Annotated in this window: 22 protein-coding genes; 10 read left to right on the plus strand and 12 right to left on the minus strand. The window is 65.0% G+C overall.

Going from position 1 to position 19848, the window contains the following annotated elements:
- Positions 1-21: 21 nt before the first annotated feature.
- The 4 genes from ON00_RS17030 to ON00_RS17045 form a co-directional block, all read right to left on the minus strand.
- The gene (locus ON00_RS17030; RefSeq protein WP_010407917.1) at positions 22-1599 is read right to left on the minus strand and encodes a hypothetical protein; all 1578 of its coding nucleotides are present in this window, start codon (positions 1597-1599) and stop codon (positions 22-24) included.
- 4 nt (positions 1600-1603) lie between these two features.
- On the minus strand, positions 1604-2383 hold the full coding sequence (purC, locus tag ON00_RS17035; protein ID WP_010407920.1) for a phosphoribosylaminoimidazolesuccinocarboxamide synthase: 780 nt from the start codon (positions 2381-2383) through the stop codon (positions 1604-1606).
- Positions 2384-2545: 162 nt separating this feature from the next.
- Positions 2546-3760 (minus strand): kynureninase, encoded by a 1215-nt coding sequence (gene kynU / locus ON00_RS17040; protein WP_010407922.1) that lies wholly within the window; start codon positions 3758-3760, stop codon positions 2546-2548.
- Positions 3757-4662, minus strand: a complete 906-nt coding sequence (locus ON00_RS17045) for an alpha/beta hydrolase family protein (RefSeq protein ID WP_029623040.1) — start codon at positions 4660-4662, stop codon at positions 3757-3759. The genes kynU and ON00_RS17045 overlap by 4 nt, the downstream gene beginning before the upstream one ends.
- A gap of 64 nt (positions 4663-4726) precedes the next feature.
- Between ON00_RS17045 and parC the strand changes: the two genes are divergently transcribed.
- Positions 4727-6973 (plus strand): DNA topoisomerase IV subunit A, encoded by a 2247-nt coding sequence (parC, locus tag ON00_RS17050; protein WP_010407929.1) that lies wholly within the window; start codon positions 4727-4729, stop codon positions 6971-6973.
- Positions 6974-7150: 177 nt separating this feature from the next.
- Positions 7151-8782, plus strand: coding sequence for a putative bifunctional diguanylate cyclase/phosphodiesterase (locus ON00_RS17055; RefSeq protein ID WP_211207177.1), 1632 nt, complete (start codon positions 7151-7153; stop codon positions 8780-8782).
- On the opposite strand, the gene ON00_RS17060 is transcribed toward ON00_RS17055, so the two are convergent.
- From ON00_RS17060 to ON00_RS17075, 4 genes are read right to left on the minus strand one after another with little or no spacing between them, the layout of a single operon-like run.
- Entirely contained in the window at positions 8752-9975 is a 1224-nt protein-coding gene (locus tag ON00_RS17060) for a CCA tRNA nucleotidyltransferase (protein WP_010407935.1), read from the minus strand. The genes ON00_RS17055 and ON00_RS17060 overlap by 31 nt on opposite strands.
- The gene (locus tag ON00_RS17065; RefSeq protein ID WP_010407937.1) at positions 9963-10559 is read right to left on the minus strand and encodes a CoA pyrophosphatase; all 597 of its coding nucleotides are present in this window, start codon (positions 10557-10559) and stop codon (positions 9963-9965) included. Before ON00_RS17065 ends, ON00_RS17060 begins: the two co-directional genes overlap by 13 nt.
- Positions 10556-11122: a DUF1285 domain-containing protein gene (locus ON00_RS17070; RefSeq protein ID WP_029623043.1), complete on the minus strand. Its 567-nt coding sequence runs from the start codon at positions 11120-11122 to the stop codon at positions 10556-10558. Before ON00_RS17070 ends, ON00_RS17065 begins: the two co-directional genes overlap by 4 nt.
- Before the next feature lie 42 nt (positions 11123-11164).
- Positions 11165-11677, minus strand: coding sequence for a GNAT family N-acetyltransferase (locus tag ON00_RS17075; protein WP_010407942.1), 513 nt, complete (start codon positions 11675-11677; stop codon positions 11165-11167).
- A 110-nt stretch (positions 11678-11787) separates the two neighbouring features.
- Here ON00_RS17075 and ON00_RS17080 point away from each other — a divergent pair, with 110 nt between their 5' ends.
- The 3 genes from ON00_RS17080 (at position 11788) to ON00_RS17090 (ending at position 13188) form a co-directional block, all read left to right on the plus strand.
- Entirely contained in the window at positions 11788-12420 is a 633-nt protein-coding gene (locus ON00_RS17080) for a glutathione S-transferase family protein (protein WP_010407944.1), read from the plus strand.
- A gap of 61 nt (positions 12421-12481) precedes the next feature.
- Complete coding sequence (locus ON00_RS17085; protein WP_010407946.1) at positions 12482-12853, plus strand: dihydroneopterin aldolase; 372 nt, start codon at positions 12482-12484, stop codon at positions 12851-12853.
- Positions 12850-13188, plus strand: a complete 339-nt coding sequence (locus tag ON00_RS17090; RefSeq protein WP_010407948.1) for a Rossmann fold domain-containing protein — start codon at positions 12850-12852, stop codon at positions 13186-13188. Before ON00_RS17085 ends, ON00_RS17090 begins: the two co-directional genes overlap by 4 nt.
- Here the strand turns inward: ON00_RS17090 and ON00_RS17095 are convergent.
- Positions 13185-14036: a hypothetical protein gene (locus ON00_RS17095; protein ID WP_010407950.1), complete on the minus strand. Its 852-nt coding sequence runs from the start codon at positions 14034-14036 to the stop codon at positions 13185-13187. The genes ON00_RS17090 and ON00_RS17095 overlap by 4 nt on opposite strands.
- Positions 14037-14258: 222 nt before the next feature.
- Here ON00_RS17095 and ON00_RS17100 point away from each other — a divergent pair, with 222 nt between their 5' ends.
- The 5 genes from ON00_RS17100 (at position 14259) to ON00_RS17120 (ending at position 18028) form a co-directional block, all read left to right on the plus strand.
- On the plus strand, positions 14259-14927 hold the full coding sequence (locus ON00_RS17100) for an energy transducer TonB (protein ID WP_010407952.1): 669 nt from the start codon (positions 14259-14261) through the stop codon (positions 14925-14927).
- A 65-nt stretch (positions 14928-14992) separates the two neighbouring features.
- Entirely contained in the window at positions 14993-15778 is a 786-nt protein-coding gene (locus tag ON00_RS17105) for a MotA/TolQ/ExbB proton channel family protein (protein WP_010407954.1), read from the plus strand.
- Between the two features lie 95 nt (positions 15779-15873).
- On the plus strand, positions 15874-16356 hold the full coding sequence (locus ON00_RS17110; RefSeq protein ID WP_010407956.1) for an ExbD/TolR family protein: 483 nt from the start codon (positions 15874-15876) through the stop codon (positions 16354-16356).
- Between the two features lie 30 nt (positions 16357-16386).
- Positions 16387-16815 carry an ExbD/TolR family protein gene (locus ON00_RS17115; protein WP_010407958.1) on the plus strand — a complete coding sequence of 143 codons (429 nt, stop codon included), beginning with the start codon at positions 16387-16389 and terminating at the stop codon, positions 16813-16815.
- Between the two features lie 142 nt (positions 16816-16957).
- Positions 16958-18028: an MBL fold metallo-hydrolase gene (locus tag ON00_RS17120; protein WP_010407961.1), complete on the plus strand. Its 1071-nt coding sequence runs from the start codon at positions 16958-16960 to the stop codon at positions 18026-18028.
- 19 nt (positions 18029-18047) lie between these two features.
- Here the strand turns inward: ON00_RS17120 and dcd are convergent, their stop codons facing one another.
- The 3 genes from dcd to ON00_RS17135 form a co-directional block, all read right to left on the minus strand.
- On the minus strand, positions 18048-18602 hold the full coding sequence (dcd, locus tag ON00_RS17125) for a dCTP deaminase (protein ID WP_010407963.1): 555 nt from the start codon (positions 18600-18602) through the stop codon (positions 18048-18050).
- Between the two features lie 94 nt (positions 18603-18696).
- Positions 18697-19161 carry a cytidine deaminase gene (locus ON00_RS17130; protein ID WP_010407964.1) on the minus strand — a complete coding sequence of 155 codons (465 nt, stop codon included), beginning with the start codon at positions 19159-19161 and terminating at the stop codon, positions 18697-18699.
- Complete coding sequence (locus tag ON00_RS17135) at positions 19158-19841, minus strand: GH25 family lysozyme (RefSeq protein ID WP_010407966.1); 684 nt, start codon at positions 19839-19841, stop codon at positions 19158-19160. Before ON00_RS17135 ends, ON00_RS17130 begins: the two co-directional genes overlap by 4 nt.
- Positions 19842-19848 lie beyond the last annotated feature (7 nt).

Below are 19848 nucleotides of genomic sequence, written 5' to 3' on the forward strand. Positions count from 1 at the left end.
AGCGTCGTGTGGCGTCAGGGGTCAGTGGCGCGCGGTCTCGCGCGGTTCGAACCAATGGGGCAGGCCGACGGATATCCGCGCGCCATAGCGGGCGATCGTCGTCTTGGGCCACGGGCCGGTGAGATAGAGCGGGGCATAGCCGCCGGTATCGCGCCCCTCCAATTGCGCGCGGACATGGTCGTCGCCGATCCAGCGTTCATCGCCCGCGAACGGCCGTCGCAGGGCGACTGCGCGCACGCGATTTTCGGCCAAAATCTGATGGTAATCAAAAGAGTTGCGTTGCTCGCCACGCGCGTCGGTCAACCATGCGGTGGCGAAATAGGTAGGTGTCCATGCGGCACCGACCGGGGCCGGGAACACCACCATGCGCGCGGGTTGATGAGCCTCAACTGGCACGGGGTCGATCCGGATCGTCAGCGCAAGCAGAATCGGCAGCAGCGCGACCAGAGTCACCGGCCGCCGCCACGCATCGAGCACGAAACGCAGTGCGAACAGCCCGAACAGCGGGAGCACCCATTTGAAATAATGCACATTGTTGAAGCGCCACAGCCCGGTCGGCAGCAAATCGACATAAGCGAGCATCAGGACGACATAGGTTGCACCCGCCGCTGCGACCGCGAGCGTCACCGGCCGCCTTGCAGCTGGGGTCCACCAAGCCGCGAGCATACCGGCTCCGCCGAGCAGCAGCCACGGGGCCGCATCGAGCAACCCGACACCTTCGCCGAACCAGGCGCGGGGCTCGACCAGCAGGACATAGGCCTTCCAGCCGAGCCACGCGAAATTGAAGCCATATTGCGCCGAATAGAGCATGTAAGGGCTTGGGCGCAGGCCGTAGATCGCCACGAACAGCGTGGCCAGCACACCGAAGGACAGGATGAAGCCGGCAGCGGCATAGCGGGCAGCGCGGCCGTCTCGCGCCCGGATCAGCGCGGCGATGGCGAACGCCCCGATGATCGCGCCGATGATGACGTCGCCGGGGCGGGCGAACGGGATCAGGCCGAGCGCCAGGCCGAGGACGCTCGCGGGCCAGCGAGATCCGCCCGTTGGGCGTTCCTCCTCCCTACTTCCCCGGGAAAGGGAAAAGGGGGAATAGGAAGCCTCTTCCCACAGCCGCGCCATCGCCCCGAACGCGAGCCACAGCAGCGCCGCCGCCGGTGTGCTCGTCCACGGCTCGATCCACACTTTGGCAAGGTCGAATTGCGGGAGCGTCGTCGCTGCGAACAGCAGCACCGCCCCCCATAGCGGCACGCCAAAACTGCGCGCGACGCTGCGAAAGCCGGCAAAGGCCAGCAGATAGCAGGCCAGATTGACGAAGAAAAACGGCTGGCTCGGCCACAGATGCAGGAACGGCAGGCCGAGCAACGGATAGAGCAAGGGGTAATAATGCAGGCTCGGTGCCAGATCGCCGGTCGCCAGCGCGGTCGCCGAGCGTATGTAGAGCGACTGGTCCTGCCAATCATGCCAGTAGAGTGCGGTGGGGTCGGTGAGGCCCGCCCACCCGACCACGCGCAGCACGCTCAGCACATAAGCGATCGCCAGGGCCGCATAGGGCCACACAGCCGCCGGGGCGGCGGCCCGAAGCTGCCGCCACCCCGCCATGCGCTTATTTGCCCTTGCTCAGCCGATGCTTTTCGAGATCGAGCACGGCATTGTCGGCACCTTCGGGCAGCAGCCCGAGACGGCGGGCAACTTCCTGATACGCCTCGACTTCACCGCCGAGATCGCGCCGGAAGCGATCCTTGTCGAGCTTCTCGTTGGTGGTCATGTCCCACAGGCGGCAGCCATCGGGGCTGATTTCGTCGGCGAGCAGGATGCGCGGATAGTCATTGTCCCACACGCGCCCGAATTCGAGTTTGAAATCGACCAGGCGAATGCCGATCCCGGCGAACAGCCCGCACAGGAAATCGTTGATGCGAATCGCCAGGTCGGCAATGTCGTGCATCTCTTCCTGCCCGGCCCAGCCGAACGCGGCGATATGTTCGTCGGTGATCATCGGATCGCCGAGCGCATCGTCCTTATAATAATATTCGATGATCGTGCGGGGAAGCTGGGTGCCTTCCTCAATGCCGAGTCGAGTCGAAATCGATCCGGCGGCGACGTTGCGCACCACCACTTCGATCGGGATGATCTCGACTTGGCGGATCAACTGCTCGCGCATGTTGAGGCGGCGGATGAAGTGCGTTGGCACGCCGATCAGCCCGAGCAGGGTGAAGATATGCTCGGAAATCCGGTTGTTGAGCACGCCCTTGCCGCTGATCGTGCCCTTTTTCTGGGCGTTGAAGGCGGTTGCGTCATCCTTGAAATACTGGATCAGCGTCCCTGGCTCAGGCCCCTCATAGAGGATCTTGGCCTTGCCTTCGTAGATCTGGCGGCGGCGTGCCATGTGCGCGGATACCCCTAAAAACCAAAAGCTGAAAACGATAGGCCCCGGCGACGCGGGGAACGCGGGCCGGGGCGGTAAGGATGTCGCTATATCGAAAGCGCGGCGGTGGTGCAATCAGCTTGGGGGTGTGCGGGTTGGCGGAGTGATGCTGGCCCCAACGGATCAGGTCACCGCATTGCGCTGCGCGAAGGCGGGGTCGCGGAACGCGCCGCTTGTCAGGATGTCCGCGAGGATCGATCCGGCGCACCACACATCCTCAAACCCCAGATAGAGCGGCGTCAGGCCAAAACGCAGGATGTCAGGGTCGCGAAAATCGCCAATCACGCCGCGCGCGATCAGCGCCTGGCACAGCGCATAGGCCTGAGGATGGCGGAACGAAATATGGCTGCCACGCCGCTCGGGATTGGCGGGGCTGGCGCATTCGAGGTTGAGGCGCGCACCGATCGCGGCGAATTGATCGAACAGCGCGGCGCTCTTCGTCGCCACCGCCTGCTGGTCGACGGCGCGCCACAGGTCGACCCCCGCCTCCAGCCCCGCCATCGCCAGCATGGAAGGGGTGCCAGCCAGCCATCGCTTCATGCCGCTGGCCGGTTGATAGGCGTCGGCAAAATCGAACGGCGCGGCATGGCCCATCCAACCCGATAACGGGCTTGCCAAGCGCTCCTGCAAGCGTCGCGCGACGAACAGGAACGCCGGGGCACCGGGCCCGCCATTGAGATATTTATACCCGCAGCCCACCGCGAGATCGGCTCCGGCGGCATTGAGGTCGACCGGCACCGCGCCGACGCTGTGGCTGAGGTCCCACAAGGTCAGCGCCCCGGCGGCATGGGCGGCGGCGGTCCACGACGCCATGTCGAAGCGCTCGGCGGTTTTGTAATGGACATGGGTGAGCAGGACTACTGCGGTGTCGCCGTCGATCGCAGCACTGATCGCGCCCCGCGCGACCGCGTTCAGCCGCGCACCGGCCACGCAGCCAACCGCGCCTTCGGCGATGTGCAGATCGGTCGGGAAATTGCCGGTTTCGCTGACAATGGTGTGGCGCGCCGGATCGTGGCGAAGGGCGGCGACGAGCAATTTGAACAGGTTGACCGAGGTGGAATCGGCCACAATCACTTCGTCGGGGTCGGCCCCGATCAGCGCCGCGATCTTGCCGCCAATGCGCTGCGGGGCGTCGATCCAGCCCTCGTTCCAGCTGCGGATCAGCCGCTCGCCCCATTGCCGCCCGGCCATATCAGCGAGCGCGGGCGCGGCGTCGCGCGGCAAGGGGCCAAGCGAATTGCCGTCGAGATAGAGTACGCCGTCGGGCAGCGCGAAGCGGTCGCGATAGCCGCGCAGCGGATCGGCAGCGTCGCGCGCGCGCGCTTCGTCGCGCGTCATTGCGCCAGCGCGCTGCGGATCAGCGCCTTTGCTTGCGCCCAGGCGGCCGTCTCCGGTGCGATCAGTTCGACATGGCCGGTGCGTTCGACGATGTGCAAAGCGGCGCGGTCTCCCTTGGCGCGAGCCTGGTCAACATAGGCCGTGCCAAGGCGCAACGGAATGATCGCGTCGGCACGCCCGTTGACCAGATCCTGCGCCACACCGAGCGGTAGCAGGCGGGGGACGGAGGTATCGGCATAAACATCGGCGCGGGTGCCGGGCTTGCCGACCAGCTGCGCGACGATTTCGGTGCCACACCCGTTATCGGGGCTGGCGGCGGTGGCTTCCAGATCGGGCAACCCGCCGAGGCTTATGACATGGCGGATCGTGATCGGGTGGGCGCTGTGCAGGGGGCTGTCCTTGGGCAGTCGCGACCGTCCGGCCAGCCACAGCGCCAGGTGTCCGCCGGCCGAATGGCCGACCGCGACCACATGGGTAGTGTCGAGATGAAAGCGCGCGGCGTTGGCGGTCAGCGCGTCGGCGGCGGCACCGGCGTCGAGAAAGGTTCCGGGATAGCCACCGCCCGGACGATCCACCCCGCGATATTCGATGTTCCACACCGCGATCCCGCTTTTGCGCAGATCATCGGCGATCCAGTTCATCAGGCTGCGATCGGCGATGCTGGTCGTCCAGCAGCCCCCATGCACCATCAGCACGACGGGATGTCGGCCGGCCCCGGCGGGGAGCCACACGTCCACCTGTTGCAGTGCATCGGTGCCATAGGCGATCGTCGCGTCGGGCTTCGGCTGCGCCCGCCCGGTCAAGTCGGGCCAGGTGAGCAAGGGCGGTTCGGGCGGGCGCGGGGTATCGGCCATGGTGCCTGCGGGCAGGAGGAGAAGGGCGAGGGGCAGTAAACGGATCATCTCTCGGGTGTAATCGCGACGCGACCATCTCGCCACCTGCGAATGCGGCTGCTATCGCGGACACATGCCGACCGATTTGACCGATCCCTTCCAAGCCATCGTGGACTCGCCGTTCGATAGCGCGCTCAGCGACCGCTATCTGGTCTACGCGCTGTCGACGATCACCGCACGCTCGCTGCCGGATGTGCGCGACGGGATGAAGCCGGTGCATCGCCGCTTGCTCTGGGCGATGCGCCAGCTGCGGATGGACCCGAACACCGCCTACAAGAAATCGGCGCGCGTGGTCGGCGAGGTGATCGGCAAATATCATCCGCATGGCGATTCCTCGGTCTATGACGCGATGGTCCGGCTCGCGCAGGATTTTTCGGTGCGGTATCCGTTGGTTGAGGGCCAGGGGAATTTCGGTAATATCGACGGCGATAACGCCGCCGCCTTCCGCTACACCGAGGCGCGACTGACCCAAGTCGCCATGGATTTGATGGAAGGGCTCGACGAAGACGCTGTCGGCTTCAAACCCACCTATAATAATGAAGAGCAGGAGCCTGAGCTTTTCCCTGGAGCTTTCCCCAACCTGCTCGCAAACGGTGCGGCGGGAATCGCGGTTGGCATGGCCACCAGTATCCCGCCGCACAACGCCGCCGAACTGTTCGATGCGGCGATCCTGCTGATCGACAATCCACACGCCGAGGATGCGGCGCTGCTGGAGCATATCAAGGGGCCCGATTTCCCGACCGGTGGGTTGGTCGTCCACAGCCCGGTGTCGATCGCCGAGGCCTATGCCACCGGTCGCGGGGGTTTCCGCGTGCGGGCACGCTGGCATGTCGAGGATCAAGGGCGTGGCACCTGGAATGCGATCGTCACCGAAATCCCTTATGGTATCCAGAAGGGCAAATTGATCGAGCAGATCGCGGCGATCGTCAACGACAAGAAGCTGCCGATCCTGGCCGACATCCGCGATGAATCGGATTCGGAAATCCGCATCGTCATCGAACCGCGCAGTCGCACGGTCGAGGCCGATATGCTGATGGAAAGCCTGTTCAAAATGTCGGACCTCGAAGTCCGCTTCAGCCTCAACCTCAACGTGCTCGATGCCAACCGCACGCCGCGCGTGATGAGTTTGCGCCAGGCGTTGCAGGAATGGGTGGCGCATCAGTTCATCGTGCTGCAGCGGCGCACCACGCATCGCCTGTCCAAGATCGCCGACCGGATCGAGCTGCTGCACGGCTATATCGTCGCCTATCTCAACCTCGACCGCGTGATCGAGATCATTCGCACCGAGGATGAGCCCAAGCCGGTGATGATGGCGGAGTTCGACCTGAACGAGCGCCAGGCCGAGGCGATCCTCAACATGCGGCTGCGCAGCTTGCGGCGGCTGGAGGAAATGGAGTTGCGCAAGGAGCGCGACACGCTGGAGGCGGAGCGTGCCGGGCTGGAGGCGTTGCTCGGCAGCGAGGCACGCCAGCGCACGCGGCTGAAGCGCGACTTCACCAAATTGCGCGAGCGTTATGGCCCCGAGACCAAGCTCGGCAAGCGGCGCACCACCGTGGCCGAGGCGGCCCCGGCGCGCGACATCCCGCTCGAGGCGATGATCGAGCGCGAGCCGATCACCGTGATTCTGTCGCAGCGCGGCTGGATCCGCGCGATGAAGGGGCATGTCGATGCCGCAGGGGTTGCGGCGGTAAAGTTCAAGGAAGGCGATGCCGCCTTGTTCGATTTCACAGCGCACACCACCGACAAGATCATCGTCGCCGCCGAAAACGGGCGTTTTTACACGCTGGCGGCCGACAAATTGCCCGGCGGGCGCGGCTTTGGCGAGCCGGTGCGGTTGATGATCGATCTCGATGGCGACGTCGGTATCGTCGATATTTTCCGTGCAGGCATTGCCGAGAAATTGCTGGTCGCGGCGAGCGATGGGCGCGGCTTTATCGTCCGCACCGCCGACATCATCGCCGAGACGCGCAAGGGCAAGACCGTCGTCACGCCCCGGATCGGGGCCAAGCTCAAGGTCGTCCGCCCGGTCGCGCCGGAGGCCGATTATGTCGCGGCGATCGGCGACAATCGGCGCTTGCTCGTGTTCCCGCTGACCGAACTGGCGGAAATGGCGCGCGGGCAGGGGGTGCAGTTGATGCGCTTCCGCGATGGCGGGTTATCCGATGCGACGACCTTCGTGTTTGCCGATGGATTGAGCTGGCCGATGGGCGGCGAGAGCGGGCGCACCCGTACCGAAACCGATCTTGCACCATGGCGGGCCGCACGGGGCGCTGCGGGGCGAATGCCACCCAACGGATTCCCGCGCGACAACCGCTTCTAGCACGCGCCAGTACCAGCGGTGTCATTTCACCAACGTACTGAAAAACCGGAAGGTTGAGCGGGTTCTTAACGATTGCGCGCTATCGCTACGACAATGGCGTTCGTTTCGCATCCTGCTTTGAACCATTCGACTGCGGCGGATGCGCTGACGCAGGACAATGCGCATGCGCCGTCGCTGATGTTGGCATCGCGCGTTATCGAGCTGTTGCCGGTGCCGGCGGTGATGCTGGCGCTGCACGAAACGGGGGTGGTGGTGCAGGCCGCCAACCGCGCTTATGAAATTGCAGGGCTTGGCATTGGCGACCGGCGGCGCTCGCTGGTCGCGCAAATCGAGCAACGGATCGCCGACTTTATTCGCAGCGATTCGCTCCGCGCCGAATTTCCGATCGAATATGGCGACGCGGTCGATTGCCATTATTATCAGGCCACCCTGGCGCGACTGGCGATCAATCCCGATCAGCGCTGCGTCCTGATCCTGGTTGACCAAACCGCCGAATTGCGGACCGAGCACAATTTGCGTCGGGAAATGCTGACCGACAGTTTGACCGGCCTGCCCAACCGAGCGGGGTTCAGCGATCGGCTTGAAACCTTGCTCGACGAGCCCGCGTCGCGCACGCGTTATGCCGTTCTGGTCATCGATCTCGATCGTTTCAGCCGGGTCAATGCGTGCCTGGGGTCGATGGCGGGGGATGAACTGCTCATCACCGTCGCGCGTCGCTTGAAGGGGGCGTTGCGGGCGCAGGACGTATTGGCGCGAACCGGCGGTGATGAATTCGGCATTCTCCTGACGCTGGAGGATGGGCCGGGCGATGCGGATCATGTCGCCAAGCGGATTCAGGGCGCGCTGTCCACGCCGTTCCGCCTGTCGGATTTCGAGATTCGCGTGGCCTGTTCGATCGGCATCGCGTTCGGCACGGCGGCGATCGACGATGGCGAGGAATTGATCCGCCACGCGCAGTTTGCGGTCAAACGTTCGAAGGGAACGGGCAAGACCGAGGCGTATCAGACCCAGGCGTTCGACATTGCGCGCGAGCAATTCGGCATGGAGACCGCGCTGCGCCGCGCGATCGAGCGTGGGCAGATGCGGCTGACCTATCAACCGATCTGCGATCTCGCGACCGGGCGGCTGGTGTCGTTCGAATCGCTGGCGCGCTGGCGCGACGAAGCCGGAATCGAATATTCGCCCAACGATTTTATTCCGGTGGCCGAGGAATCGGGGCTGATCGTTCCGCTCGGGCGCTGGGCGATTCAGGAAGCGGCGGCGACGCTGGCGCAATGGGATGCGCGGATGGGGGGCGATTGCGGGGTCAAGCTCGCGGTCAACCTCTCCGCGATCCAGTTGCAGCGCGATGCGATTGCGCCGGTCGTGCAATCGGCGCTTGCGGCTTACGGGCTGGACGGATCGCGCTTCACGCTGGAACTGACCGAAAGCGCGCTGGTGACCGACCCGGACCGCATGGCCGGCATCATGCACGCGCTGAAGGCGCTGGGCACCACCATCGCGATGGATGATTTCGGCACTGGCTATTCCAACCTTGCCTATCTCCAGAAACTGCCGATCGACATTCTCAAGATCGACCGCAGCTTCGTGACGGGGATGCTGGCGGACCGCGACAAGATCGCGATCGTGCGCGCGATCCTGTCGCTCGCGCAGGCGCTGGGCATGAAGACCACCGCCGAGGGAATCGAGACCAACGAATTGTCGCAAACGCTGGCGGCGTTGGGGTGTACCTATGGCCAGGGCTATCTGTACGCGCGCCCGCTGGAGGCGGAAGCAGCCTATGCGATGCTGGAGTCGCTCAGGAATTGAGCGACGGCCGCATCGGCAATGGCATTGGCGCGCTCGGCTGACGGAAAATCCTCGGCGATCCACTGATGTTCGACCAGTTTCAGCAACCGCGCGACATCGGGCCCTTTGTCGACTCCGCGCGCGACCAGCGCTCCGCCATGGATCGGGAAGCTCGGCGCGACCCAATCGAGGATCTGGCGCACCGCCAGCACGCGCTCCATCGCCGCCGGGGTATGCAGCAGCACGCGGTCGATCGCGCCGTCCTGGCCCAGCCGATAGGAGAGCGCCTGCGGGGCGGCGAGATCGGGCGTCAGTGCGGACACGATGCGTTTGCGCTGCGCGTTTGACAGTTTCAGCCGCGCGGCGACATCCTCGCCGACCTTCGCATCGCGCGGGAGCACAGCGGCGAGGCGACGGATCGGATCGGGGGTGAGGCCCGCCAGCGTCTCGCTGCCCGCAACGTCGGCAAAGGCCTCGACACCCCCGCCGGTGATTTCGGGCAGGACCGGGCGGAAGATGCCGCGCTCAACCATCAGCCGCAGCGTCGCCACCGCGTTGGGGGCGACCAGCAGCTTGAGCAGTTCCGCCGCGATCCGTTCGCGCGACAGCGCCATCAGATCGTTGGCGCGCGCAGTGCAGGCATCCAGCCCCGCCGCATCCGGCGCATCGCCAAAGCGCGCGTGGAAGCGGAAGAAGCGCAGGATGCGCAAATGATCCTCGGCGATGCGCTGCAACGGATCCCCGATGAAGCGCACGCGGTGCGCCGCCAGATCGGCCAGGCCGTCGAAATAGTCGAAGATTTCGCCCGTCTGTGGATCGGCATAGAGCGCGTTGATCGTGAAATCGCGGCGCGCGGCATCCTCGCGCCAATCGTCGGTGAAGGCGACGGTGGCATGGCGGCCGTCGGTTGCCACGTCGCTGCGCAAGGTCGTGACTTCGACTGGAGAGCCATCCGCCAGCACCGCCGTGATCGTGCCATGGGCAAGACCCGTCGGCACCGCGCGAATCCGCGCGCGCGCGAGCAGGTCGATCACATCCTCGGGCGGGTGGCGTGTCGCCAGATCGACATCGGCAACGTCCAGCCCAAGCAGCGAATCGCGCACCGCCCCGCCGACGAAGCGCGCGTCGCCACGCGCGGCCCCAAGCACCGCGCACAATTCGGCCAGCCCCGCGCGCTGCCGCCAGGGCGCATCGGGCAGCGTCAGGCCGTCCATCGCAGCCGCCGGGAGAGGTTGACGATCATGGCGGCGGTTGCGCCCCAGATGCGATGGTCCCCCCAGAAAATCTCATAATAATGGCGGTTGCGGCCCTGCCACTCGACGCTCGCCTCGATATGGTTGCCCGAATCGAGCAGGAAGCCGAGCGGAACCTCGAACACCTCCGCAACCTCGGCTGCGGCCGGGATGAACGCCAGATCGGGCGGCACCACGCCGATCACCGGTGTCACCTCGAACCCGGTGACGGTGCGATAGCGGTCTGCCTCGCCGACGATACGGACGTGGGTGCGCGGCAGGGCGATTTCCTCCTCGGCTTCGCGCAAGGCCGCCGCGACCGGCCCGGCATCGCCCGGATCGATCCGGCCGCCGGGAAAGGCAATCTGCCCGGCATGGCGCGACAGCGTGTCGGTGCGCCGCGTCAGGATGACGCCCGGTTCGGCGCGGTCGGTGACCGGGATCAGCACCGCCGCCTGTGCAAGCGTGGTGACGATCGCATCGGGATCGACATGGTCGCCGGTCAACAGCACCGTATCGGCATGGCCCGTGGCCAGTGCCTGCTGCAAACGGGAAACGAGCGTCATGCGGAGGGCTCCAGCGGAAAGAACATGCCCGCGCTCCATACGCCGGGCGGGACGTCGCCGCCGTCGATCGCGCGTTGCGCCAGATCGTAATAGACCGCGCGCGCGACCACCGCATCGAGCCCGGCGCGGACGTGCAGATAGGGACGCGGACCATCCTCGCGTGGCTCGAAGCGCAGCGCATGGTCGGCATCGGCGGTGACCAGATCGCCAGTGTTGAGCCGGAAGGTGAGCGTCGCAGCCTTGCCTTCGCCCGACACCTTCATCTCGACCGCGACGAAGGGCGCATCCTCGACCACGATGTCGAGCTTCTCGACCGGGGTGACGAGAACATAGCTGCCATCGGCTTCGCGCCGCAGGATCGTCGAGAACAATCGCACCATCGCCTCGCGCCCGATCGGCGAGCCCTGGTGGAACCAGGTGCCATCGCGCGCGATGCGCATTTCACTGTCGCCGCAATGCGTGGGGTTCCAGCGCTCGACCGGCGGCAGTTTGCGCGCTTCGGCAAGGCGCGCAATGTCGGCGAGCGACAAAGCGGCGAGATCGGGGATCGGCTCCATCGGCATGGCAGCGGCGGTAGGGCAGGCGGCGCGTTGCGTAAACCCGCGTCAGGCGAGCGCGGTGATCCGCGGCGCGAGCAGGCCCGCCCCGTTCGGCACTTTGCCGCCGCGCGCGAGCAGGCGATGCCGCTCGACCGGGCCGGGCACGCGCCATTCCGCCGTGCGCGCCGCATCGAAACCGAAGAAGCGGCCATAATATTCGGGATCGCCGATCAGCGTGATCGCGTCGGCCAGACCGGCCTGTTCCGACGCCGCCAGCGCCTGGGCGGTGAGCGCGCGCCCGATGCCGCCTTGCTGCCGTCCGGGCTCGACTGCGACCGGGCCAAGCTGCACCATCGCGACATCCTGCCCGTCATCCCCGACAAAGCGGATCGGCCAGCATTGGATGGTGCCGACCAGCGCGCCATCGTCGAGCGCGGCGAAGCTCAGCGCGGCAATCGCCTCCATCCCGGCGCGAATGCGGTAGGCGGTGCGCTCATGGCGGTCGGGTCCGAAGGCACGGTCGAGCAGTCCCTCGACAGCAGCGGGCGCGACATCGGCAATCGGCACATATTCGATCACGGCGGTTTCCTCGCCCCTTCCGTGTCCCGCTGGAACGGGCCCATAGACCGAAGGGGCCGCGCGCTTTAGCCTCCACCGCGCCGAACGCAAGGCGAATGGGGAGAGTCTTCGTGAAACTTTATGATGCCGCCTGGGCACCAAGCCCGCGCCGCGTTCGCATCTATCTGGCGGAAAAGGGAATCGAGGTCGACCGCGTGCCGGTCGATTTGCGCAGCGATGAGCATCTGGGCGCTGCGTTTCTCGCGATCAATCCGCGTGGGGTGGTGCCCGCGCTCGAACTCGATTCCGGCGAGGTGTTGTGCGAATCGTCGGCGATTTGTCGGTATTTCGAGGCGCTGCAGCCAGCGCCATCGTTGTTCGGCGAGAGCGCGCTCGACATTGCGCGGATCGAATCGTGGACTCGGCGGATCGAGCAGGAAGGCTATGCCGCAGTCGTCTATGTCCTGCGCAACCAGCGCGAGGCGTTTCGCGATCGCGGCGTTGCGGGCAAATGGCCCGCCATCCCGCAAATTCCAGAGCTGGCCGAGCGTGGCGGCATTTTATGGGCGGCGTTTTCCACCGCGCTCGATGCGCAACTGGCGACGCGCGCCTGGATTGCGACCGATGCCTACAGCTTCGCGGATATCACGGCGCTGGTGACGATCGACTTCGCCAAGGCCGCGCGGCTGGCGGTGCCGGAAGGCCTCGGCAATCTGCGGCGGTGGCACGCGGCCGCATCGGCGCGGAGCAGCGCCGCCGCGTGACGGTTCCCCTGCGCCCGCGATCTGCTATGGCGCGCGCCCATATCGACAAGAAGGGCCAGATTTGACCGACCGCCTGACGCTGAACGTCCATGATCTCGAAGTGATGGTGCTGACCGGCATCTATTCGGAGGAGACGCATCTGCCGCAACCGCTGCGCATTTCGCTGACGGTGGATTTGGCGGTGCCCGATCGTTTCGATCCCGATACGCCGCTGTCGGCCTCCAAAAACTATCTCGATCTGAAACATGCCGCGACGACGGCGCTGCCCACCGGCGTGCATTTCACGCTGGTCGAGGCGGTTGCCGAACATATTTGCGAAACGCTGTTCCTGCAGGATGCCCGCGTGACGCGGGTCGAGGTGTCGATCGTCAAGCTCGCCATCGCCGAGGCGGGCGAATCGATCGGGATCACCCTGGTGCGGAACCGCCGGTGACGCAGGCGGTGGCGGCGGCGTTGGCGGGGCAGGCGCGCGTCGTGATCGCCGCCGATGCCGCTGCGCTCGTCGACCTTCGGCATACGATATCCGATTCGCGGGCTGATGGCGGATTGTCGTTGCTCATCATTGCCGAAACCGTCCCAACATTGGACCGGGCATTGCTGATCGCAGGCATTGGCCCGATCGCGATCGACGCCGCACCGGCTATGCGCGTGGCCGCGCTCGATCTCGCTGATGGCGTGTGTGCGGACGATGTCCTCGCCGCCGCGCGCTTTCTGGCAGCGGCGACATCTTCGACGGGCCAGGTGTTGCGCATCGGCGCACGCGATTAGGGGCGTCCGCCGCGATCGCAGGCCCCAAGCGCAGTGATGACCAGGGCATAATCCTCGCGGGCGACCGTCGCATCGTCGCCGGACGAGTGCAGCACGGCGTCGGGCAAGGTCGCGGGCAAGCTGCACGCCAGCCGATACCATAATAGCGTATCGCGCGGCGGCGGTGGCGCGGCGGCATCCACCACTTCGCTCAAGGCGACCGACCAGCGCGGCGCTTCGCCCGCCTTGCGCTCGATCGTCAGCGAAATCGGGCGGTTGCCCGCCGTCGACAGGAAGATTTGCGTTTCCCCCGAGCCGGGCAGGTCGCCCGGTGTGTGAAAGGCGTTGGCGATACCCGTCACCGTTGGCGGAGCCTCGGGGGCGAGCGTTTCGCGAACGATTCGCCGCGTCAACGCCTCGCCAGCGACCGTCCAGCCGCGCTGCGCGTCGGGGCGAATGAGCTGAATCTGCCCGTTTTGGTCCGCCACCGCCCGCGCGAACAGCAATACGCGGCTCTTGCGATATTGCGGGGCGCGGCCATGGGCGTCGAGCGGCACGTCCAGCGTATAGCCAAGCCGCGCGGGCATGGCGTCGGTGCCGCGAATCAGTGCCGAGACGTCGGCTTCCACATAAAGGCGCGCCATAGTGGGCGGGAGGACCGCCGAATCGGTCGGCTTGAGCCGGACAGTGCTGCGAATGGTCGCATCGACGATGACCGGAGCCGCGACGACGAGGTCCGCATAATCGGCATAAGCGGGCGCTGGCGCGGCACTTTCCGCAGCGATCGGAGCATGTTGCGCTGCAACGGCGGAGGGGGCGGAAAGTCCGACAATTGCGGCGGTCAGGGCGATTTTTGGGAACTTTGGCATTCCCAACGGGTATCCGAGGAAGCATTTTTTATACAGAAATAATTCTGCCATGCGGCGGTTGTACGTTTGTTGCGTGAGACAAAGCGTTTGCGTCGTTGTTTTCGGCGCGATAGAGGTTGGGCCTGTCCAGGATATATTAGCCCATGGCAGGCCGGAATAACGAGCGGACGTTACGGATCGGCTTGGACCGTCGTGACCGGAAAAGAGGAGTTTCGTTTCTGAATGGCTTACGCTGATCGCAATACGAGTGGCAGCCGCGTGGTTTCGATCGTGATCGTGTCGATCATTGTCGCGCTGTTCGCGTGGGGTTTCGTGAACGGTCTGACCTTCAAATACATCAAGAAGGTTACCGAAAAGCTGAACACCTTCGACGTCGTCGAACCACCGCCGCCCCCACCCGACAAACCGCCGCCCCCGCCGCCCGAGCAGCCGCAGCTTCAGACCCCGCCGGTCGTGTCGCCGCCGCCGATCGTGCGCGTCACGGCACCGCCCCCTCCTGTGGTCTCGGTTGCCGTACCGCCGCCCGCGTTGGTGATTACGCCGCGCGCCGCAGCGCCTGCCCCGGTTCCGGTTGCTGCTCCGCCAGCGCCGACGATCAACAAGCAGGCCGGTCCCAAGGGCGACCCGTCGCAATGGGTTACGACGGATGACTATCCTTCGGACGCACTGAGCGCCGAGGCGCAGGGCACGAGCAAGATCAAGTGGGAAATCAACACCGCTGGCCGTGTCGAGAACTGCGTAGTGGTCGCATCGAGCGGTAACGCTTCGCTCGATCGCGCTGCTTGCTCGAACATTACGCGGCGCGGGCGGTATACGCCTGCCCTGGACAGTGCGGGCAATCCGATCCGCTCGTCGTCTTCGCGTAACGTCGTTTGGCGCTTGCCTCAATAAACCATCCACCCGTGCGTGCTCCGGGGTGAGGCGCACGGGCATTTTTCGAGAAGGAAGTCTTCGCAATGTCCACCACCATTCTCGCTGCCGGTGCATCGGCTGCTGACAATTTCGGCTTCATGAACGCGATGAAGCAGGGCGGCCCCGTCACCTGGACGACGGCTGCAATCCTGACCATCTTCCTGTTCTTCACGCTCTACATCCTGTTCACAAAGCTGTTCGAGCAGCAGAAGATCATCAACCAGGGCCGTCGCGTCCGTGCGACCTTCTGGAATGCGAACTCGCTGCGCGAAGGCGCTGCCAAGCTCGAGAAGAACTCGGCCTACAAGCAGATCGTCGACGACGGCATCGAAGCGCAGGAACAGCATTCGCGCCTGACCGATCCGGTCGAAGCGCATGACTGGCTGCACGGTTCGCTGCAGCGTTCGGAAGCAGCGATCAACTCGCAGCTCGGTGGCGGTCTCGCCTTCCTCGCCACGGTCGGTGCAACGGCTCCGTTCGTCGGCCTGTTCGGTACGGTGCTCGGTATTTACCGCGCGCTGATCGGCATCGGCCAGGCTGGCCAGGCATCGATCGACAAGGTCGCAGGTCCGGTCGGTGAATCGCTGATCATGACCGCCTTCGGTCTGGTCGTCGCGGTTCCCGCCGTGCTCGCCTTCAACTTCCTGCAGCGCCGCAACAAGGGCATTGCCGAGCATCTCAGCGCGTTCTCGAACGACGTGCTCGGCTACCTCGCCTCGAACGGTGCGGTGCGTCCGGTCGCTCCCGGCAAGAAGGCTCCGACCGCAACTGCGCCGAAGCCTGCCACGACCACGGCTGGCCAGGCCGGCGGCGTGCAGACCCGCGTCTAAGAGTACCGAGCGGGGCCGCTCCCAGCGGCGGCCCCGTTTCTTTCGCCGCCCGGCTTTATCGGGTGGCCTGACCGATACGAATAGGATGGCCTTTCATGGCGATTAGTACAGGTGGCGGCGGCGATGACGCCCCGATGTCCGACATCAATACGACGCCGCTCGTCGACGTCATGCTGGTGTTGCTCATCATCTTCCTCATCACGGTTCCGGCGATCGTGCAGTCGGTCAAGCTGAAGCTGCCGGACGTGCGGTACGACCCGACCGTGACCAAGCCCGAGAACGTCTCGCTCTCGATCACCAAGGATAGCGACGGCAAGTGCGCGATCTATTGGGGTTTGACGCGGGTTACGCACGAAGAGCTGCTCAAGCGCGCGACCGACAAGCTCGAAGAGATTGTCAAAAAGGCCGGCGGTGCTCAGAATTTGACGACCGAAGATCTGCCCGAGGCGCATATCCGCGGTGACGTGGAAACGCCGTATCGCTGCATCGGTGGCGCGATCTACACGATGCAGTCGGCTGGTTTCGCCAAGGTCGGCTTCATTTCGGAACCGCCCCCCACGGGTGGCCCGTCGGCGTAATGCGTGCGGTAGCACCAAGGAGTATTTGACATGGCAATCAGCAGTGGCGGCGCCGAAGGCGAGCCCATGATGGACATGAACACGACGCCGCTGATTGACGTCATGCTCGTCTTGCTCATCATGTTCATTATTACCATTCCGATCCAGACGCACGCGGTGAAGGTCGATCTTCCGATCAACGATCCATCCGCGAAGAAGCCTGACGTCGACCCACAAAAGAACAAGATCGTCATCCAGCCGGACGGCGTGATCCTGTGGAACGGCGCGCCGACCGACGAGGCGACGCTGCAGCAATATCTGGTGCAGACGACCCAGCTCAACCCCGAGCCCGAGCTGCATTTCCAGCCCGACCCGGCGGCGAAGTATGAGAAGGTCGACAAGGTTCTGGCGATCATCAAGCGTTCGAACGTCTCGAAGCTCGGCTTCATCGGCAACGAGCAATATCGCAACGATTTCTGATCGCTTACGATCTGTCGATGCACAATCAGGGCGGTCCTTCGGGGCCGCCTTTTTTGTTTGAGACCGACGCGACTGCCGCTGCCAATATTGCGGACCAACTGGCGATCTGTCAGGCTTGTGTCGCGCGGATAGGGAGGACGTTGTGGACCTGAATCGCCGATCCTTGCTGGCGCTGACGGGCGCCGCCTTGATGCCCGCCTTTCCGATCGGCGCGGCACCGCCGCTTCTGGTGCCTGTGGTCGATCGACTGCACCTGACGGTTCTGATCGATAGCACGACCGGTGTGTTCGGTGCCTCAGTAACGCGACCGGGAATCCGGGTGGTTCCGCCACCGATTACCGCAGATTATCACACGGCTTTTGCCGGCCAGTGGGGCTATTCGCTTTTGGCACGGTCGTCGGTGGGTGCGAGTACACATACGACCCTCATCGACTTTGGCTATACTGCGGCGGCATTGCTCAACAATATGGCGCTGCTCGGTGTCGATCCCGGTGCGATTGACGCGATGGTGCTGAGCCATGGCCATTACGATCATTTTGGCGGGCTTTACGGCTTCCTGGCCACGGGAAAGGTCCGCCGCCGCACCCCGTTATTAGTAGGAGGCGAGGAAGCCTTTTGCGCTCGCCTGCGGGGCACAGAGCCCGATGGCTCGCCCTTTGGCGCAATCGACCGAGCGTCGATAGGGCGCGCCGGGATCGATCTCATCGTCTCGGGCGATTCGCAGGTCGTGGCAGGGCACGGTTTTACCACGGGCCGTATCCCGTTCGTCTCGCCCGAGCGCCCGCGCGTGCCCACGGGCATGCTTCCCGGTCAGAATTGCGATAGAAGGTTGCTCGACCTTGCCAAGCGCGACAGACCCTTCGTCGTCGATGATGCCGAGCATGAATTGGGCACGGCATTCCATGTTGCCGGGCGCGGACTGGTGGTGATCGGGTCGTGTAGCCATCGCGGCATCATTAACACGGTACGACGCGCGCAAGCCGTCTCGGGCGTCGATAAGGTCCATGCGATCGTCGGCGGGTTTCACCTCGTTCCCCCACAGACGCGCGATCAGGCGATGGAAACGCTCGCGCTGATGCAGGCAATCAACCCGGATTATATCATTCCCGGTCACTGCTCCGGCGAAACGTTCGTCGCCGCCGCGCTGGCCGCGATGCCCGACAAGGTAATCCGCTCGATCGTGGGGACCAGTTACTTTTTCGGGGCGGCTTAAGCGTCGCGATCGAAGGGCATTACAACCGCGGCAGTGTCACCCCGCGTTGGCCCATATATTTGCCCGCACGGTCGGCATAGCTGGTCTCGCACGGCTCATTGCCTTCGAGGAACAGGAACTGGCACGCCCCTTCATTGGCGTAGATCTTGGCCGGGAGCGGGGTGGTGTTGGAAAATTCCAGCGTGACATGCCCCTCCCAGCCGGGTTCCAGCGGGGTGACATTCACGATGATGCCGCAGCGTGCATAGGTCGATTTGCCGAGGCAGATGACCAGCACGTCGCGCGGGATGCGGAAATATTCGACCGTGCGCGCCAGCGCGAAGCTGTTGGGCGGGATGATGCAGACGTCGGTCTTGCGGTCGACGAAGCTGTTTGCTGCGAAATCCTTGGGGTCGACGATGACGCTGTCGATGTTGGTGAAGATCTTGAACTCGTCCGACACGCGCGCGTCATAGCCATAGGAGGACAGGCCGTAGCTGATGCAGCCTTCGCGCTTCTGGCCATCGACGAACGGCTCGATCATGCCGGTGGCGAGCGCTTGCTCGCGGATCCAGCGGTCGGACATGATCGACATGCGAATGATTCCCCTATGGTGTCGGTCTTCGGTCCCCGCGTTTCGCTGGAAATCCCGATGCGGGCAAGGGGGCTGCCACATTCGTCTCGCGCGGCTACCCCGCAGCGCCCAAGCCCAGATCCTTTGGCCCGAAGGCGTGTGGCAGCAGTTCGGAATGGGTACGTCGCTCGACCGCATCGCCCTCGGCGGCACCGCACCACACGATGATGTCGCGCCCCGCCATATCGGCGGCTTCGTTGATGACCTGGCGGCAGCGCCCGCATGGGCCAACCGGGGTGCTGCCGGTCGGGCGGCCATCCGCGTCCATCGCCCCGCCAATCACACCAATCGCCACCACCTCGCGCAGGCTTCCGCCACTGTTGACGGTGGCGAGTGCAACCGTCTCGGCGCAGAGCGACAGGCCATAGCTGGCATTTTCGAAATTGGCCCCGGTCACGATGCGCCCGTCCGCCAGCAGTACCGCCGCGCCCACGGCGAAGCGCGAATAGGGCGCGTGCGCGTTGCGCGCGGCGGCGCGGGCGGCGGCAATCAGCGTGTCGCGGGTGCTGTCTTCGGTCATGGTGCCACTACGTCCCAATGGATCGGCCCGTCGACGCCGTCGATGCGCCGCGTGCCGTTTGCCTGCCACATCCGCCAGCGTCGTGCCGGATAATCGGGCGGAAAGAAATCCTGCACCGCCCAGACCGGGCGCGGGATCGCCAGTGTCACACCGTAAGCCGCGTCAAAGGCCTTGCTGACCTTGAGCAGCACGGGCTTGCCGGTGTGCGATTCGACCATGGTGATATAGCGGCGCAGTTCGTCGAGCACGATCTGCGGGGCCGGGCGCGTGGGGCAATCCGCCGCGAAGTCGAGTTCGAGCGCGGCGGGCAGGGCGCTGTCGTCGCGTGGCACGGTGGTGTTGAACAGATTGGCCTGATCGGTGGCGAGGCGACAGATCGAATACAAATGGCTCGCACCGCGCCGCAGCCCCGTTTCGTAGAGGGCGGCCCAATTTTCCTGAAAGCGGGCATCGCGTCGGTCGGCACCACTGGTAACGCGGACATAGGCGAAATCGGCCCCCGCGCGCTTTACCGCCCACCAGTCGATCGCGCCGTTCGCCTCGGCGACATCGACGCCTTGAAAGGCGTATTTGTCGGACGGCCGCCAATGGTGCATCCAGGTCCAGCCTGCCGCATATGCCACACCGATGGTGATGATGGCGGCACCGGCCAGGCCGATCCGCTTTTTCCAACGCCCCATGCCGCCC

Origin of the sequence: Sphingomonas echinoides ATCC 14820, assembly GCF_000241465.1 — a bacterium.
Classification (GTDB): domain Bacteria; phylum Pseudomonadota; class Alphaproteobacteria; order Sphingomonadales; family Sphingomonadaceae; genus Sphingomonas; species Sphingomonas echinoides.